This window comes from Paenibacillus sp. FSL R7-0204, from assembly GCF_038002225.1.
Classification (GTDB): domain Bacteria; phylum Bacillota; class Bacilli; order Paenibacillales; family Paenibacillaceae; genus Paenibacillus_AQ.
The window spans coordinates 565,054-581,540 of record NZ_JBBOCA010000001.1; the positions used below are offsets into that span (position 1 = coordinate 565,054).

The window sequence follows — 16,487 nt, forward strand, 5'->3', positions numbered from 1 at the left end:
ACATGGGTGAGTTCGGCCTTTTGCAATGTGAGATGGGGAGGCAATGCAATGCGAAGGAATCACATGACCAAGGGGCTGCTTCTGGCCTATATCTGGGTGCTTGTTCTGACGGGTTGCGGCTCTGCGGAAGACAATAATAGTACGCTGGCAGCTAACGGCGCCTCTTCCCCCAAAATAACCATTCATATGATGCACATCTGGCCCGCCGGACTCTCTGCGCAGCAGTATAAGCTGGTCAGCCAGATTATCGCACAATACGAGAAGGAGCATCCGGGTATCCTCATCAGGCAGGATGTGCTGGAGAATGAGCAGTATAAAAGCAAGCTCAAGGTGCTCTCTGCCTCCAATGACCTTCCCGATGTGGGCATAACCTGGGCGGCCGGCTTCATGGAGCCTTATGTAAAAGGCGGATTATTCGCTCCGCTGGATGACATCCTGAACGGCGGGCAGCTTAAGAATAAGTTCGTGAAGAGCACTACAGAGTCTTATGTTGTCGATAACAAGACCTATGCGCTGCCTCTGGAGATGAACATCTCCCCGATCTTTTATAATAAAGAAATCTTCGCCCAATATAATCTTCAGGTACCTTCAACGTATGAGGAGTTCAAGGCAGTTGTGAGAGTGCTCTCCGGTCATGGTGTGCCTCCGGTGGCGCTGGGCAATAAGGACCGGTGGACAGGCTCGCTGTGGTATATGTATCTGGCAGACCGCATGGCCGGAAGTGAGACGCTGAAGCGGGCGACGAAGGGGACGGGATATTTCGATGATCCCGGACTGGTGCAGGCTGCGGCGGAAGTGCAGAACCTCGTCGATATGAACGCCTTCAACAACGGCTTCAACGGCTTGTCATATGATGAGGGCAAATCGGAATTCATGGAAGAAAAGGCGGCCATGTACCTGACCGGTACCTGGGAGCTGCCCAACTTCACGACCAACCCGGAGATTCCGCAGGCCTTCAAGGACAAGGTCGGCTTCTTCAAATTCCCTACGGTGGAAGGGGGGAAGGGGAATTCGGGCGACTGGGTAGGCGGTCCGGGTGTCGGACTGTTCGTAGCGGAATCGTCCAGGGTGAAGGAGGAGGCTAAGGCTTTTGTCGAATACTTCGTCTTCAAATGGGGCGAGGCTTCAGTGACGAGTGCGGGAGTGATTCCGGCGACCAAGGTCGATACCACGAATGAGAAGCTGCCGCAGTTATACGTGGATCTGTTGAATGAACTGAACAATGCCAGCAGCATTACCTTGTTCGCGGATGTGCAGATGAAGCCGAATGCTGCCCAGGTCCATCTGGATATGATCCAGGCGCTGTTCGGCAAAGCGGTCACGCCGGAGCAGTTCGCAGCCAGACATAAAATTGCAGTGGCCAAAGGGAACTGAGTATGGGACAAGCTTACGACAAAGGGATGTTAATCAGCCGTATTTCCTGTGGCTGATTAACATCCCTTATTTGTGTGAGTAGCTGGCACAGAATTAGTGCGCCGGGACTGCCGGAGCGGCTTCCGGCGGTTCGTGCTGGATCAGGCCATGCTTCTCCCAGGCTCTGCTTTTCCAGCGGAAGTACATAATGACGGCCCGCACCCATTCGTCGAAAGCTGTGGCCAGCCATACCCCGGCCAGACCCAGATCAAGCGTGAATACCAGGAAGTAGCCCAGCGGCAGACTCATGCACACCATAGAAATCATACCCATGTAGACCGGGAACTTGGCATCGCCCGACGCGCGCAGCGAGTTGATAATGACCAGATTGCAGGTCCGTCCGGTCTCCAGGAAGAAGCTGAGCAGGATAACTTGGGCGCCCATGGTGATAATCAGCTCATTATCCGTGAACAGGCCCAGCAGCGGCTTGCGGAACAGAATGACGATCAGATCCATGATCACTGTGACCAGCAGCGCCCACTTCACACTGGTGAACACCCGTGAGTAAGCCTCTTGCGTCCGTTTTGCACCTACAAGGTGCCCCACAATAATTGAGGTCCCCATTGCCACCGCTACGCTGAACAGGAAGATGTAGTTCGAGATATTAACTGCATACTGGCGTGTAGCCATGGCCTCGGCTCCCAAATAGGTGATGTACAGGGTGAAGACGAGCTGGCAGCACTGGTACATTACGGATTCGAAGGCAGATGGAATACCGATTTTGAGAATCTGCAGCACATATTTCTTGGAGAGGTGAACGTAATAGCTCCATTTCACACGTACCTCCATTATCCGGTAGAGCAGCAGGAAGAAGATCAGGAGAGCGATGGAGCGGCTGATTACGGTTGATACGGCAGCACCCTCTACGCCGAGCGCAGGCAGTCCGAAATGGCCGAAGATCAGCAGATAGTTACCGCCCACATGGATAACGTTCATCAGCAGCGACACCGCCATCGTCTGCTTGGTGAAGCCGTGGGTGCGGATGGTGGCGGCCAGCGCATTGATGAGGGCCTGCAGGAAGATGGCGCCTCCGACAATGTTGATATACGAGCGGGCGTAGTCTAGAATGTCGCCCTTCACGTTCAGAGCCTGCAGCAGATGACCTCCGAATAGCAGCATCACTGTACTAAGTACGATCCCTACCGCAAGATTCAAGGTAACCGCATTGCCGATCACTCTGGCGGCTTCCTTGGGCTGCTTGGAGCCGAGGTATTGCGATACTACGATCGCCGCGCCGTTCCCGATAACACTGAGTGCCAGAATGGCTATGGCAATAATCTGATTGGCCGCTCCAACACCGGAGACTGCATCATCAGACACTGAGCTGATCATGAAGGTATCCATACTGCCCATGAGCATGAACAGGAACAGCTCAAGGAAGATCGGCCAGGTCAGCTTCATTAGGTTGAATGTCTTGGGCGTGTTTGTTTCCATCATACACCTTCTTATTAGGATTCCTTACGGCTGTGAATTTTCGAATCAAATGTATGGTAGCACAGCTGTTGTGAAAATGCAGTAGGATTTCCAACATGTTGTCTATAAATCCGCCGGCTTTGTCCAATAGTATCCTCCAGGTGACTACCTCACAAAAAAGTGCCTACTTCCCTTATCGGCAGTATATCCCTAAACTGAGAAACAGCACTTCCTAAAATACATTACGGATAAGGAGAACTTACACATATGAAATTACAGTTAGCACTCGATCTGGTGGATATTGCTGGAGCCAAGGAGGTTGTTGCAGAGGTTGCCGAATCTATAGATATTGTTGAGATTGGAACACCGGTCGTTATTAATGAGGGGCTGCATGCGGTAAAAGCGATCAAGGAAGCTTTTCCGGCACTTACCGTGCTGGCCGATCTCAAAATCATGGATGCCGGCGGATATGAGGTCATGAAGGCAGTGGAAGCGGGCGCAGGCATCGTGACTGTGCTGGGGGTATCCGATGATTCAACGATCCGCGGTGCGGTGGAGGAAGCGAAGAAGACGGGTGCTGAGATCCTGGTCGATCTGATTAACGTGAAGGATCTCAAGGTCAGAGCCGCTGAAGTGGATGCGCTGGGTGTGGATTATGTCTGCGTGCATTCCGGCTATGACCATCAGGCTGAAGGCAAGAATTCCTTCGCGGATCTGAGAGATATTAAGAGCGTGGTGACCCGGGCCAAAACTGCAATTGCCGGCGGCATTAAGCTGAGTACGCTGCCTGAAGTGATTGCTGCGCAGCCTGATCTGGTAATCGTGGGCGGCGGCATTACTGGCGAAGCTGATATGAAGGCAACTGCGGCGGAAATGAAGCGCCTTGTAAGCCAGGCTTAAGCAGCCATGGACACGCAGTATTACGCACATGAAATTGTGAAGGAGCTGGAAGGCTCCGTCTCCGGGCTGGATGCCGGAGAGGGCGAGGTGCTGACGGAGCTGCTGCTGCGCGCAGGTCAGATCTTCGTGGCCGGCGCCGGGCGTTCCGGCCTGATGGGCCGGGCCTTCGCCATGAGGCTGATGCAGGCCGGGCGGACAGCTTATGTGGTCGGAGAGACGGTAACGCCGGGCATCGGCCCCGGCGATGTGCTTGTACTGGGTTCCGGCTCAGGCGAGACGAAGGGACTGGTCTCCATGGCTGAGAAAGCCAAGGCGATTGGTGCGAATGTAGTTCTGGTAACCATTCAGCCAGACTCGGCGCTCGGACGTCTCGCAGATCATACAGTCAAGCTGCCTGGCGCTCCCAAGGAGCGGCCGGACGGCGGCTATACTACGCTGCAGCCGATGGCCTCCTTGTTCGAACAGACGCTGCTTGTATTCTATGATGCAGTCATTCTGCGGATCATGGAGCAGACGGGGCAGACCTCCGGCCGGATGTTCGGCAAGCACGCCAATTTGGAATAGTATACGATTTGGAATAGAATAGAGCTTGGAATACAATGTAGCTATCACACGGATGCTTTCCTTGACGGGAGGGCATCCTTTGCTGCCTATGTGCGGTGGCTGATGGATTTGTATTATGATGATAGCCGGAAGGGGGCTGAATATTGGCGACTGAAATTAAAGACCGGATCAACCTGAAGGAGATCAACTGCGAGAAGGAGCTCACGCTCGCTGTGATCGGCGGCAAGTGGAAGCTGATTATACTGTGGCACCTGGGTCTGGAAGGGACTAAGCGGTTCAGTGAATTGAAAAAGCTGATCCCCCATATCACCCAGAAAATGCTGACCAACCAGCTTCGCGAGCTGGAGGAAGATCAGCTGGTATTCAGGCAGGTATATGCGGAGGTTCCTCCGCGGGTAGAGTACTCCCTGACAGAGTATGGACATACTCTGATGCCGGTGCTGCGCATGATGTATGACTGGGGCAAGAATTACGGGGACAAGGTGATCTGGAAAGATGCACCTCACTGTGATAGATAGCATCTGTAAACGAAGGCGTTCTATTTGTATTGTGCAAAATTAAGTTGTATACTAACATTTGTGAGGATTTAAATAAATGGAGGCTGGTAGGTATGCTGAAGACAGAATATAGCCCGCTGCTGGAGACGTTCAAATTCAAGAACGGGATTGAACTGAAGAACCGTGTAGTCATGGCGCCGATGACTAACTTCTCCTCGAATGAGGATGGAACCGTCTCCCGGCCGGAGCTGGATTATTATATCCGCCGTTCGGGCGGGGCAGGGATGGTCATTACCGCCTGTGTCTATGTCTCACGCGGAGGGAAGGGCTTCCCGGGCGAATTCGGAGCTGACCATGACGGTCTGATTCCAAGCCTGCGCGAGCTGGCGGAGGCCATCAAGGGCGAGGGAGCGAAGGCAGTGCTCCAGATCTTCCATGGCGGACGCCAATGCCCGCCGGAGCAGCTGGTTGACGGGCAGCCTGTCAGTGCAAGCGATGTGCCGGCTGAGCTGCCTGGCGGCGGACAGGGTGCGGCTCCGCGCCCGCTGACAGACGAAGAGATTACCGGAATTATCGCTGATTTCGGAGAAGCGACACGCCGGGCGATTGAGGCCGGCTTCGATGGCGTTGAGATTCACGGTGCGAACGGATATCTGCTGCAGCAATTCTTCTCGCCGCATTCCAACAGACGCGAAGACCGCTGGGGCGGAGATCTGCAGAAGCGTCTTGCCTTCCCGCTGGCCGTTCTGCGCAGTGTCAAGGCTGCGGTGAAACAGCATGCACAGGGTGCATTCCTTGTTGGTTACCGCTTCTCGCCTGAAGAGCCGGAGACGCCGGGGATTACGATGGCTGACACGTTTGCTCTAATCGATGCGCTGACAGCAGAGGGGCTGGATTACCTGCATGCGTCCCTCATGGAGCTGTGGTCGCTGCCTCACCGGGGAACGGAGGACAGCCGTCCGCGTATTGAGCAGATCGTAGACCGGGCAGGGGACAAGGCTCCGGTAATTGGCGTAGGCTCACTCTACTCTGCCGCCGATGCCTTGAAGAGTCTGGACAGCGGGATCAGCCTGGTGGCCCTGGGCCGCCCGCTTCTGATTGAACCGGACTGGGTGCAGAAGCTGGCCGGGGGCCGTGCTGATGAGATTAAGACTGAGCTTGATCCGAATGCCCAAGCAGAGCTTGTGATCCCGGACCCGCTCTGGAGAGCGCTAGTCCATACACCGGGCTGGCTGCCGGTTAAGCAATAACCATTAAAACCCCGGACCGCCTGTAGTTGGGTGGTCCGGGGTTTTAATGGGGGAATAATGGTCGCTGGACACAGGCTGAATGAAAGCGGAAAAGCGAATACAATGTGCTGGTGTGGATGGTTGCGGGCAGATGTTTGCGAAAAACCGAATACAATGTGCTGACGTAGAGGTACATGGGGCTCCGTGCTCCACAGCCAGTAACATTTATAGAAAAATCCTGCAAGAAGTGCAACATTGCTGCTCCATACAAGCAGTCGGTGAGAGAAAACTCTCGGAATTGGCCGGAATTAGGCAGAGCGCTGATATGAAAGGGTGAAACGGCTTTGAAGGGGCGGGGTGGCCGTCCAGGAAGAAGTCCCTGACAACACGAAGAACCCCGAATGAGCGGATTACGCTTCTTGCGGGGTTCTTGTGCTGCTCAGGCAGGCGCTTACGCTTTCTGCTCTGCCAGACGGGCAATCTCAACGATAACCTGTACAGCCTGCAGCATGACGTCTACAGAGGCGTATTCAAATTTGCCGTGGAAATTCTCGCCTCCGGTGAAAATATTCGGTGTAGGCAGCCCCATATATGAGAGCTGTGAGCCGTCAGTCCCTCCGCGGATTGGACGGATAACCGGCGTGATTCCGAGACCCTCCATCGCTTCCCGGGCGATATCGACGATATGGCGGACGGGCTCGATTTTCTCGCGCATATTATAATATTGGTCATTCATCTCCAGCACGATGTTGTCCGCCCCGTACGTAGATTTGAATTCCTCCACAATTGCAGCAATATTCGATTTGCGGTTCTCGAACTGCCCGCGGTCAAAGTCACGGATAATGTAATGCAGCTTGCTGTGTTCGGCACTGCCTTGCATGGAGATCAGATGGTAGAACCCTTCGTAGCCGTCTGTGAATTCAGGGGCTTCACCGGCGGGCAGACGGAGATGGAAGGCCATGGCGATTTTGGACGAATGGATCATCTTGCCCTTGGCTGTACCCGGATGGACGTTGACTCCGTGGAAGCTGATTTTGGCGGCGGCGGCATTGAAGCTCTCATATTCCAGCTCCCCGAGCGGGCCTCCGTCCACGGTGTAGGCATAGGAAGCGCCGAAGGCAGCAACGTCGAACTTATGCGGGCCGCGTCCGATCTCTTCATCGGGGGTAAAAGCGACCCGGATCTTGCCATGCTTAATCTCCGGATGCGCCAGCAGATGGGCCATAGCCGTCATGATCTCAGCGATGCCCGCCTTGTTGTCCGCCCCCAGCAGGGTGGTGCCGTCGGTCGTAATCAGCGTATGCCCCTTGTAGCCGCTCAGCTCCGGGAAGCTCTTAGTGGACAAGATAATATTCTGGGCTTCATTCAGCACCAGATCCTGCCCGTCATAGTTCTCTACAATCTGCGGCTTCACATTCGTACCGGTGAAATCCGTGGCGGTATCCAGATGGGCCAGGAAGCCGATCACCGGAACCTCTTTATCTGTGTTAGCGGGCAGCGAGGCCATGACATATGCATGCTCGTCCACCGTAATCTCCGTCAGTCCCAGCTCCTGCAGCTCCTCTGCCAGCTTATGCGCCAGTACCATTTGGCCTGGAGTGGACGGGCAGGTCTCGCTGTCCTCGCTGGATTGGGTATCCATTTCAGCATACGATACAAAACGTCTAATTAACTCTTCCTTCAATGCGGGTCATCTCCTCTTCAGCTTCGTATGTCTATATTATCACGATCCGGCCCGGGTCTCATACTTTAGGCAGAGGGTGAGGAGTGAAAGGGGATAGCTGGCTGGAAGGAGGCGAGGGGCGGGAGGCAAGTTGGAATGAGGAAGGCAGCGGGAAAGCGGGTTATGGCTGCTGCGCCGGAGACTGGCTGGAGACAAGCTTGGCCGAAAGCAGGTAGCGGTCAGGCGCTGAGCCTACATAAGAGAACGGGTAACAGGTAATCAAGGTGAGTATGGGGGCTCTGCTGGGTTTAACCGCTCCCCGTGTATTTCTGTCAACAATCCGGCTGCCGGTTACTTCATAGGTAAAAGTTCCATCCGCTGTCGCAAGCTCAAGCCTATCTCCAGTCTCCAGCTCGCCGAGGCTGCGGAAGACGGTGTCACGGTGTCCGGCCAGCACGCTGTTCCCGGAGGCGCCCGGGGCGGCGCTTGCTTCGTCGTGTCCGGCACCCTGCTTAAGCTCCGCCCGTCCGGTTCCCTCCAGAATGGCAACCCGCTTCTTAAGCTTCGGGAAATAGATCTCCCCGATTACCTCGCCCGCTATATAAGCAGGCTTGTCACCCTTTGGTGATTCTGCGCTGTTGAACATACCTTCAGGAAGCGGTGTTTCTTCTTCGGAACTTAAGGGAAGCTGGGCTTCCTCCCTCTTTTTATCCCAGATTCTCAGGGCTTCGCGGGCTTCGGCGGGCGCTTTGAGGATCTGGAAGGCGGAATACACCATAACGCACAAGGAGAGCAGGAAGATCAGCTTGACGGCTAAAGTGAACCCGCTGCGCATCTTCATGCTCTCTCTCCTCCTTACATATACATAAAGTTACTTCTTCTGGCCCAGCCTGCGGAGTACAAGCACACTGATCATGGCGATAACCAGGCTGGCCGCAATCAGATTGTACCAAGGGTTGGCTGTGTCCGGCAGCCTTCCGTCTTCCTCCGGCCCGCCCAGCGGAAGCGCGTCATCGTTGAGGTTGACCTCTTTCCCTGGTGAGGGGGCTGGTGTGCTGCCAAGTGCAGCGGCTCCGGAATCCGGGGTCGCGGATGGAAGGCCGCCGCCGTCTTCTTCCCCTCCGCCTAGCGGAACAGGATCTTCACTTACAGTTACTCCACCCGCAGGCGGTGTTGCCGTCGCTTCTGGTGATGGCGATGGTGTACCGCCAGGAGAGACTGTACCTGCTGTTGAATCCGTAGGGCCACTTGTTGCTGCTGGCGTATTGCCAGGACTGACCGTGGTGCCGGGTGTTGACCCGGGTAAAGGTGTAGCTGAAGCCGCTGGCCCAGCTGTCGGTTGCGGTGAGGAGGTTGGCCCGGCTGTAGGCGCAGGCTCCGCTGTAGCTGTGAATTCAAAGGCGACACTTACCGTCTTCTCCTGGAACTCGTTGCCTGCCTCCGGCGGGAACAACACCTTCATTTCGATAGCTTCCGCTGCGCCTCCGGCAAGCGAGCCGATGGTCACTGCCCCCGGGGCCTCGCTCATTACTCCTGAATAGAGGATTACTCCCTCTTTTTGCAGGGTCATTTGCAGGATATTGTACAGATCTGCGTCCCCGGAGCGGAACTGGAAGGCAACTGCATAATCGAACGGATCATTTCCGTCATTGATAATCTTATAATCCGAAGCCATCGTATCTCCCGGCTGCATGTTGTTCATGGTTGCCGTACTGGTCGTATGCGAGTTGACGGTGAGCTTGATCGTATCCTCAGCGCTGACCCCTCCGGCATGCCAGATCACACCTGCCAGAACGGCCAAAATATACGCGCCAATTATGGATGTATGTCTCTTCTTCACTCTCCCCGCCCCTTTCATTGCAGACCTCCGGCAGCCTCCAGCCACAATCCGCCCCGGTTCGCGCTTCTAAATCATAGTTTGTCGAATAAAGTGGTTTCTTGAAGGACCACTACATATCAAAGCGATAGTATAAATCAGAACGAGCATTAACGGGTCTGGATGAGCCTGAACATGCGGTGAACAAGCCGGAATGGTAAAAATGCGCTGTTGTTCGTTATAACGAATGATAATTACAGTATAATCTTAAATGGGCATAAAGAAAAACCGAAAAAGGCGTTTTAATTTAGTGAAATCAGGTGATTATTCTGTTTTTATTATATTTAAGTCCGAATATCTGCTGATATCTCTTTATTTCTCTGTATATTACATTTTATTGTATGTTATAAAGAACATTTTGATTGCGGATAACTCGCGGTTGCTGCACAAAAACAGCCCGTATAACTAACCTGCGGGTTTCCGCAGACCGCTATACGGGCTGATGATTTCAAAATATTCGGCCTTATTACTTCTTCAACAGGTCGGCCACAAGCTCATACGAATGCAGGCGGGCAGAGTGATCATAGATCTGTGAAGCGATAATCCACTCATCGGCACCCGTCTCTTCGAGAATCTGCAGCAGCCGTTCTTCGATCAGGGCCTGGTCGCCCGCAATGGAGTATTGCTGTTTGCTCATAAGCAGTGCTTTCTCTTGAGAGGTCCAAATTCCGTCCAGACTGTCTACAGGCGGCTGGAGCTTGCCGGTGCGGCCACGGATAATGTTCAGGAATTGCTGCTGCTGGGAAGTGGCAAGTCTGCGCGCTTCCTCTACCGTATCCGCTGCTGTAATTCCCAAGCCCACCATAACATAAGGCTTGCCCAATACAGCTGAAGGCTTGAAGCTGGTACGGTACAGATGCAGGGCCGGCAGCAGATAATCCGGTGCAAAGTGGCTGGCAAATGCAAAAGGCAGACCTAACTGGCCCGCAAGCTGGGCGCTGAAGCCGCTGGAGCCAAGCAGCCAGATCGGGATGTTCAGTCCTTCACCGGGCACGGCGCGGACACCGGCCGGACGGGAGCCTGATCCTTCGGGGTCGAAATACGCCCGCAGCTCGCTAAGCTGCTCGGGGAATTCACTGCCATCGCTGCCGAGGCTGCGGCGCAGTGCTCTGGCGGCTGCCTGGTCGGAGCCGGGGGCTCTGCCCAGACCCAGATCAATCCGTCCCGGATACAGGGACTCCAGTGTGCCGAATTGCTCGGCAATCACCAGTGGTGCATGGTTGGAGAGCATGATGCCGCCTGAACCAACGCGGATGGTGTTCGTTCCGGCCGCCACATGTCCGATAACAACGGAGGTAGCGGAGCTGGCAATGCCGGTCATATTATGATGCTCTGCCAGCCAATAACGGTTATACCCCCATTTCTCAGCATGACGGGCCAAATCAAGGGTGTTATGAAAAGAATCCGCCGCCGTTCCGCCCTCCCGGATAGGGGCTAAATCCAGTACGGAGAATGGTATGTCGTGCAATTGCTTCACATGAATCCCTCCTATAGTAGATGCCTACAGCATCAGTAGCATTATCTGCAGCCATGAATCAATATACCCGCCAATTATAACATGAAATAATATAATTTACACACTTTAAGTAAGCGGCATGATGGCGAGGGGGAATGTGAAGGGAGAAAAACACAAAATGTAAGCGCATAACAATATACTTGCCAATTTAAGGGAGTCTTGCTATAATCGCTTTGAAAAGCTTTTCTAACTTAAGCGGCTAGGCCAATCCTGATAAGGAGGGCATACGTTTCGGGCTAAAAGACTAAGAAGGAAGTCAGACTATGAAGCCAACAATCAGAGATGTCGCCAAGATGGCCGGAGTATCCATCAGCACCGTGTCCCGTGTAATGAATGCGCCGGATACGGTAGTGGAGAGCAAGCGAAGCCGGGTCATTGAAGCGATAGAAGCGCTCAAGTATCAGCCTAATGCATTCGCACGGGGGCTAATTTACAGGAAGTCTTTCACCCTTGGGCTGCTCATTCCCGATATTGAGAACCTGTATTTCGCAGGGGTAATCCGGGGAATGCAGGATGCCTGCATCAAGCTCGGTTACAGTCTGATGATCTGCAATACAGACCGTGACAAGGAGCGGACACTGTCCTATATGGATACTTTTCATGAGAAGCAAGTGGATGGTGTTGTGTTCGCCAGTGATATTCTGCACCCTGAGTATTATGAGAAGCTGGTGGGCTGCAGAATTCCATTCGTGCTGGTCTCCTCCCATTCCGATGAGTACGAGGTAGCGTCGGTGGAGGTGGATGATGAGAAGGCGGCGTATGATGCTGTGAAATTCCTGATTGAGCTGGGGCACCAAGAGATTGGGATGATTGGTTTCAATCATGATAATTCGGTGTCCGGGCCACCGCGGATGGCGGGGTTCGTGAGAGCCTTGAGCGAATCGGGGCTGGAGCGTAATATCGGGAAAATCAAGTACGCCAACCACCGCTTTGAGCATGCTTATCAGGCAACGCACGAGCTGTTCACTGAATATCCGGAGCTAACCGCAGTATTCTGTGTAGCGGATGAGTTCGCTATGGGAACGATCTCTTACTTAAAGGACCGCAATATTCTGGTTCCCGGTCAAGTGTCGGTCATCGGCTTCGATAATCTGCGGATGTCGGGGATGTTCATTCCGAAGCTGACAACAATCGCACAGCCTATCTATCAGCTGGGATACCGGGCGGCCGAGAAGCTGCATGAATTGTTGACCACGGGCAATGTGGCTGTCATGAAAGAGAAGATGGAACATAAGCTAATCGTAAGAGAATCCTCGCGTGAGAAATGAGATGTAGTTCCTGCGTGAAGCACGGCTGCCTGGGGATAGGGCAGCACGGTTTCATCGCATTATTCTGAAAAGCTTTTCAGAGTGGCGGGTTACAGGAATGTGAGCGAATCGTTTCGGGGACCGTTTCGGGAACTGTTTCAGGAAAGGTGCCCACAGCAGAAGGTACTAACGCACTATTGGAAGCGCATACATTAAAGTGGGATAAAGGAAATGTACGTTTGAATTAGCGGTATTAAAGCAGCCTATGGTCCGTGAATTACTATAAGGGGGTGAGTTGCTGCGCTGCCGGAAGGGGTTCCGGTAATGAAGCTGGCTTGATGCAGTCTCTAAAAACAATTAAAGGGGATGTATGAAACAATGAAGAAAGCTCCAGCACGTAAACTGTCACTTGCGATGGTGCTGTGTCTATCCTTCACCATGATGCTCAGCGGCTGCGGCGGCAATAACAACGCTGCACCAACGCAGGCCCCGGCGGCTACAGAAGCGCCAACAGCAGCACCTTCGGCAGATAACAACGCAGCATCAACGGATAGTCCAGATCCCGCTGCGGCAGGCAGCCCGTTGGACTTGGCGATGAAGGGTGAATACAAAGGCACAAAGGTCACGATGTTCGGACCGTTTGTCGATGCGGACCAGGTGAAGTTTGAGAGCAGCATTAAGGAATTCGAAGAGAAAACCGGCATTGATATTCAATATGAAGGCTCCAAGGAATTCGAAGCCACGATTAATATCCGGGTCGATGGCGGCAATGCGCCGGATATCGCGGACTTCCCGCAGCCAGGCCTGCTGGCCTCTATTGCCAAGACTGGCAAGGTCATCGATCTGACCGGGGTGCTGGATCAGGCGAAGCTGACGGCCAATTACAATAAGAGCTGGCTGGATATGTCCACCATGGACGGCAAGGATGGCAAGATTATGGCCGGGATCTGGAACCGCAGCAACGTGAAGAGCCTGGTCTGGTATCCGAAGAAGCAATTTGACGAAGCGGGATATACCGTTCCGCAGACTTGGGATGAAATGATGGCCTTGACGGAGCAAATCGCCAAAGACGGTGATCCTGCCTGGGCAATTGGTATCGAGAGCGGTGCGGCAACCGGTTGGGCGGCAACCGACTGGGTGGAGAACATCATGCTGCGGACGACGACGCCTGAGAATTATGACAAGTGGGTAAGCGGGGAGCTGCCGTTCACTTCGCCGGAAGTGAAGAACGCAGTGGAAGTAATGTCCAAGATCTGGCTGAACAAGGATTATGTCTACGGCGGTGCTAAATCCATTGTCACTACTGCCTTCGGAGATGCTCCGAAGCCGATGTTCGAGAATCCGCCCAAAGCCTGGTTCAACCTGATGGGGAACTTCATTACCAGCTTCTTCCCGGAAACGGCCAAGGTGGATACAGACTATGACTGGTTCTATCTCCCGCCGATTGATGAGCAGTACGGCAAGCCGGTCCTGGTGGCAGGCGACATCTACGCTATGTTCAATGACCGCCCGGAGGTGCGCGCGGTAATGGAATTCTTCACCACTGGCGAATCGATCAAAAGCTGGGTGCAATCCGGCGGTGTCATTGCCCCTATGAATGATGCTTCCCTGGACTGGTACCAGTCCGAATCCGACCGCCGGATGGCGAAGCTGGTACAGGATGCCTCGACCCTGCGCTTCGACGGCTCGGACCTGATGCCGGGCAAGGTGGGTGCGGGTACCTTCTGGAAAGGCATGACTGACTATGTGAGTGGAACCGCTACGCTGGATCAGGCCCTGGAGCAGATTCAGTCAGGCTGGAAGAACTAAGGACCAGGCAGCACGGGATTTAGACGCCAATAGGTTGAAGGGGCGGTCTTGAGCAATCAGACCCGCCCCTCAGCGGGTGTTAACGGGTGCTTATGAAGAGGGCTCTGCTCTAACGGAGCCTATAGGAGGAACCGATATGGATGCACAAATAAGGCCGGAGCCGGGTGCCGCCGGGGCGCAGGCCAGTCAGAGAATCAGCGGCAGGGCAGTGCTGCTGTCGCTGGGCGTCTTGCTTGCGAATATTGTGGTCAACGGGCTGATTTTCCTGTTTTTCCGCGATTCAACGCTTCAACCGCTGCTGACTGCGGTGCTCGCAGTGTTGTGGGGCGTGCTGGGCGTATATCTGATCTACTACACCTTGACCTGGGCAGTGGAGCAGTACCCGGACCATGTCCGCAGGAAGGTGCTGCCTTATGTTTTTGTCGGACCGGCTGTCCTTATTCTCGGGTGGCTGCTGATTCTGCCTGCCCTGCGGACGCTGTACTTAAGCTTCTTCAACGCGTCCTCCGAGAAGTTCGTCGGACTCAGCAATTACGCCGCGATCTTCAGCGATCGTCTGATGGCCACGGCTCTGCGCAACAACCTGCTCTGGGTGTTCGTGGGCACGCTGGCCTGTGTCTGCTTCGGGCTGCTGATTGCCATTCTTGCCGACCGGAGCAGCTATGAGCGGATCGCCAAATCTATTATTTTCATGCCGATGGCTATTTCCTTTGTTGCTGCCGGGGTCATCTGGAAGTTCGTCTATTATTATCAGCCGGGTGATGAGCAGATTGGACTCTTGAATGCGATTGTCACCTATTTCGGGGGTGAACCGCAGGCCTGGACGAGTATGCTGCAGCCGTGGAACAACTTCTTCCTGATTATCATTCTGATCTGGATGCAGACGGGGTTTGCGATGGTTATTTTCTCAGCGGCCATCAAAGGAGTACCCGAGGATATTCTGGAGGCTGCACGGGTGGATGGCGCGGGTGAGGTGAAGATCTTTTTTGGCATCATGATTCCTTACATCTCCACCACGATTCTGACGGTAACCACCACGATTATTGTCTTTACGCTGAAAATATTTGACGTTGTCATGGTGATGACAGGAGGTCAATACGATACAGAAGTTGTAGCGACGCAGTTCTACCGGCAGTTCTTCATGTACCGCAACTTCGGCTACGGCTCTACGCTGGCTATCGTGCTCCTGATCGCGGTATTGCCTGTTATTCTTATTAATCTGCGGCAGTTCCGCAAGCAGGGGGGATTCTAATGGTGGGCACCAAGAAAAAAAAGGGCAGCAAAACGGCCGTCAATCTGATTCTGGGCGTCATCTGCTTCCTCTGGATTCTGCCGACGTTCGGACTCTTCGCCTCCTCCTTCCGTCCTGCAGCGGATATTCTGCAGACGGGCTGGTGGAAGGTGTTCCCCCATCAGGAATGGAAAGCGGGCGGGACGGTGCAGCTCTCCAAGGAGGTGGATCTGCGGGAGCCCATTGAGGTGAATGGCAAGACCTATACGGATGAACAGCTCAAGGCAGGTGTGAAGGCGGATGGCAGCCGCCTGATGTGGGAGAACCGCAGGGCACGTACGGTTAATATGCAGGAGCAGGGCTGGCAGGCGGTGCCTGACCTTACGCTCGACAACTACAAGAATGTGCTGTCCGGCAAGGAGTATACACTCAAGGAAGCAGACGGCAGTGAAACGGTACAGAAGGGGAGCGGATTGTCGCAGGCGTTCTGGAATACACTTACGATTGCTGTTCCGGCGACGGTGATTCCGGTGCTGATCGCCTCTTTTGCCGCCTATGCCTTCGCCTGGTTACGGTTCCCCGGCCGCAAGACGCTGTTCGTCATCATTATTGCGATGCTGGTCATTCCGATTCAGGTTGCGCTAATTCCGGTACTCAAGGATTACACGGCGCTTGGGCTGAACGGCAGTTATCTTGGAATCTGGCTGGCACATACGGCCTTCGGGCTGCCGCTGGTTACGTACTTCATGTACAACTTCATCAGCCAGCTGCCGAAGGATCTGTTTGAATCAGCTTTTATTGACGGCGCGAGCCACTTTACTATTTTCAGCAGACTGATTCTGCCGCTGTCCGTGCCCGCGCTCGCTTCCATCGGGATCTTCCAGTTCCTCTGGGTATGGAATGATTATCTGGTGTCGCTGATCTTCATCGGGAACCAGCCGTCGGTGCAGGTCATGTCGATGAAGATCGCCGATCTGGTCGGCTCCCGTGGCAATGACTGGCATCTGCTGACCTCGGCAGCCTTTATCTCAATGCTGATGCCGCTGGCGATCTTCTTCCTGCTGCAAAAGTATTTCGTCCGGGGTCTGATGGGTGGCTCAGTCAAGGGCTGATCTACGGCTGGGACAAG

Annotated in this window: 14 protein-coding genes; 9 read left to right on the top strand and 5 right to left on the bottom strand. The window is 54.1% G+C overall.

The features are described 5' to 3' along the window. The first annotated feature begins 48 nt into the window (after window positions 1-48). Window positions 49-1,374 (top strand): extracellular solute-binding protein, encoded by a 1,326-nt coding sequence (locus tag MKX42_RS02690; protein WP_340751040.1) that lies wholly within the window; start codon window positions 49-51, stop codon window positions 1,372-1,374. Window positions 1,375-1,467: 93 nt separating this feature from the next. Here MKX42_RS02690 and MKX42_RS02695 read toward each other — a convergent pair whose 3' ends face one another. Further along, the gene (locus MKX42_RS02695; RefSeq protein WP_340751042.1) at window positions 1,468-2,847 is read right to left on the bottom strand and encodes an MATE family efflux transporter; all 1,380 of its coding nucleotides are present in this window, start codon (window positions 2,845-2,847) and stop codon (window positions 1,468-1,470) included. A gap of 246 nt (window positions 2,848-3,093) precedes the next feature. Here MKX42_RS02695 and hxlA point away from each other — a divergent pair, with 246 nt between their 5' ends. The 4 genes from hxlA (at window position 3,094) to MKX42_RS02715 (ending at window position 6,037) form a co-directional block, all read left to right on the top strand. After that, window positions 3,094-3,726 carry a 3-hexulose-6-phosphate synthase gene (gene hxlA, locus MKX42_RS02700; RefSeq protein ID WP_340751044.1) on the top strand — a complete coding sequence of 211 codons (633 nt, stop codon included), beginning with the start codon at window positions 3,094-3,096 and terminating at the stop codon, window positions 3,724-3,726. 6 nt (window positions 3,727-3,732) lie between these two features. Continuing rightward, window positions 3,733-4,290 carry a 6-phospho-3-hexuloisomerase gene (hxlB, locus tag MKX42_RS02705; RefSeq protein ID WP_340751046.1) on the top strand — a complete coding sequence of 186 codons (558 nt, stop codon included), beginning with the start codon at window positions 3,733-3,735 and terminating at the stop codon, window positions 4,288-4,290. Window positions 4,291-4,433: 143 nt separating this feature from the next. Next, window positions 4,434-4,808, top strand: a complete 375-nt coding sequence (locus MKX42_RS02710; protein WP_036728101.1) for a winged helix-turn-helix transcriptional regulator — start codon at window positions 4,434-4,436, stop codon at window positions 4,806-4,808. Between the two features lie 95 nt (window positions 4,809-4,903). Next, window positions 4,904-6,037, top strand: coding sequence for an NADH-dependent flavin oxidoreductase (locus MKX42_RS02715; RefSeq protein ID WP_445669356.1), 1,134 nt, complete (start codon window positions 4,904-4,906; stop codon window positions 6,035-6,037). A gap of 430 nt (window positions 6,038-6,467) precedes the next feature. On the opposite strand, the gene pepT is transcribed toward MKX42_RS02715, so the two are convergent. From pepT to MKX42_RS02735, 4 genes are all read right to left on the bottom strand, one after another. After that, on the bottom strand, window positions 6,468-7,700 hold the full coding sequence (pepT, locus tag MKX42_RS02720) for a peptidase T (RefSeq protein ID WP_340751050.1): 1,233 nt from the start codon (window positions 7,698-7,700) through the stop codon (window positions 6,468-6,470). A gap of 160 nt (window positions 7,701-7,860) precedes the next feature. Next, window positions 7,861-8,520 carry a sortase gene (locus MKX42_RS02725; RefSeq protein ID WP_340751051.1) on the bottom strand — a complete coding sequence of 220 codons (660 nt, stop codon included), beginning with the start codon at window positions 8,518-8,520 and terminating at the stop codon, window positions 7,861-7,863. A 30-nt stretch (window positions 8,521-8,550) separates the two neighbouring features. After that, the gene (locus MKX42_RS02730) at window positions 8,551-9,519 is read right to left on the bottom strand and encodes a hypothetical protein (protein ID WP_340751053.1); all 969 of its coding nucleotides are present in this window, start codon (window positions 9,517-9,519) and stop codon (window positions 8,551-8,553) included. Between the two features lie 502 nt (window positions 9,520-10,021). After that, window positions 10,022-11,032 carry an LLM class flavin-dependent oxidoreductase gene (locus MKX42_RS02735; protein ID WP_340751055.1) on the bottom strand — a complete coding sequence of 337 codons (1,011 nt, stop codon included), beginning with the start codon at window positions 11,030-11,032 and terminating at the stop codon, window positions 10,022-10,024. Window positions 11,033-11,334: 302 nt separating this feature from the next. Here MKX42_RS02735 and MKX42_RS02740 point away from each other — a divergent pair, with 302 nt between their 5' ends. From MKX42_RS02740 to MKX42_RS02755, 4 genes are all read left to right on the top strand, one after another. Next, the gene (locus MKX42_RS02740; RefSeq protein ID WP_340751057.1) at window positions 11,335-12,339 is read left to right on the top strand and encodes a LacI family DNA-binding transcriptional regulator; all 1,005 of its coding nucleotides are present in this window, start codon (window positions 11,335-11,337) and stop codon (window positions 12,337-12,339) included. A gap of 357 nt (window positions 12,340-12,696) precedes the next feature. Beyond that, entirely contained in the window at window positions 12,697-14,127 is a 1,431-nt protein-coding gene (locus tag MKX42_RS02745; RefSeq protein WP_340751058.1) for an ABC transporter substrate-binding protein, read from the top strand. 136 nt (window positions 14,128-14,263) lie between these two features. After that, window positions 14,264-15,379, top strand: coding sequence for a carbohydrate ABC transporter permease (locus MKX42_RS02750; protein ID WP_076074754.1), 1,116 nt, complete (start codon window positions 14,264-14,266; stop codon window positions 15,377-15,379). Further along, window positions 15,379-16,470, top strand: a complete 1,092-nt coding sequence (locus MKX42_RS02755) for a carbohydrate ABC transporter permease (protein ID WP_340751059.1) — start codon at window positions 15,379-15,381, stop codon at window positions 16,468-16,470. The genes MKX42_RS02750 and MKX42_RS02755 overlap by 1 nt, the downstream gene beginning before the upstream one ends. The last annotated feature ends 17 nt before the right edge of the window (window positions 16,471-16,487 follow it).

Bases quoted from the DNA above. Each gene is read 5' to 3' on its own strand.
- MKX42_RS02695 (WP_340751042.1), bottom strand. From the start codon at position 2,847: ATGGAAACAAACACGCCCAAGACATTCAACCTAATGAAGCTGACCTGG.
- hxlB (WP_340751046.1), top strand. From the start codon at position 3,733: ATGGACACGCAGTATTACGCACATGAAATTGTGAAGGAGCTGGAAGGC.
- MKX42_RS02745 (WP_340751058.1), top strand. From the start codon at position 12,697: ATGAAGAAAGCTCCAGCACGTAAACTGTCACTTGCGATGGTGCTGTGT.
- hxlA (WP_340751044.1), top strand. From the start codon at position 3,094: ATGAAATTACAGTTAGCACTCGATCTGGTGGATATTGCTGGAGCCAAG.
- MKX42_RS02740 (WP_340751057.1), top strand. From the start codon at position 11,335: ATGAAGCCAACAATCAGAGATGTCGCCAAGATGGCCGGAGTATCCATC.
- MKX42_RS02690 (WP_340751040.1), top strand. From the start codon at position 49: ATGCGAAGGAATCACATGACCAAGGGGCTGCTTCTGGCCTATATCTGG.
- MKX42_RS02755 (WP_340751059.1), top strand. From the start codon at position 15,379: ATGGTGGGCACCAAGAAAAAAAAGGGCAGCAAAACGGCCGTCAATCTG.
- MKX42_RS02725 (WP_340751051.1), bottom strand. From the start codon at position 8,520: ATGAAGATGCGCAGCGGGTTCACTTTAGCCGTCAAGCTGATCTTCCTG.
- MKX42_RS02750 (WP_076074754.1), top strand. From the start codon at position 14,264: ATGGATGCACAAATAAGGCCGGAGCCGGGTGCCGCCGGGGCGCAGGCC.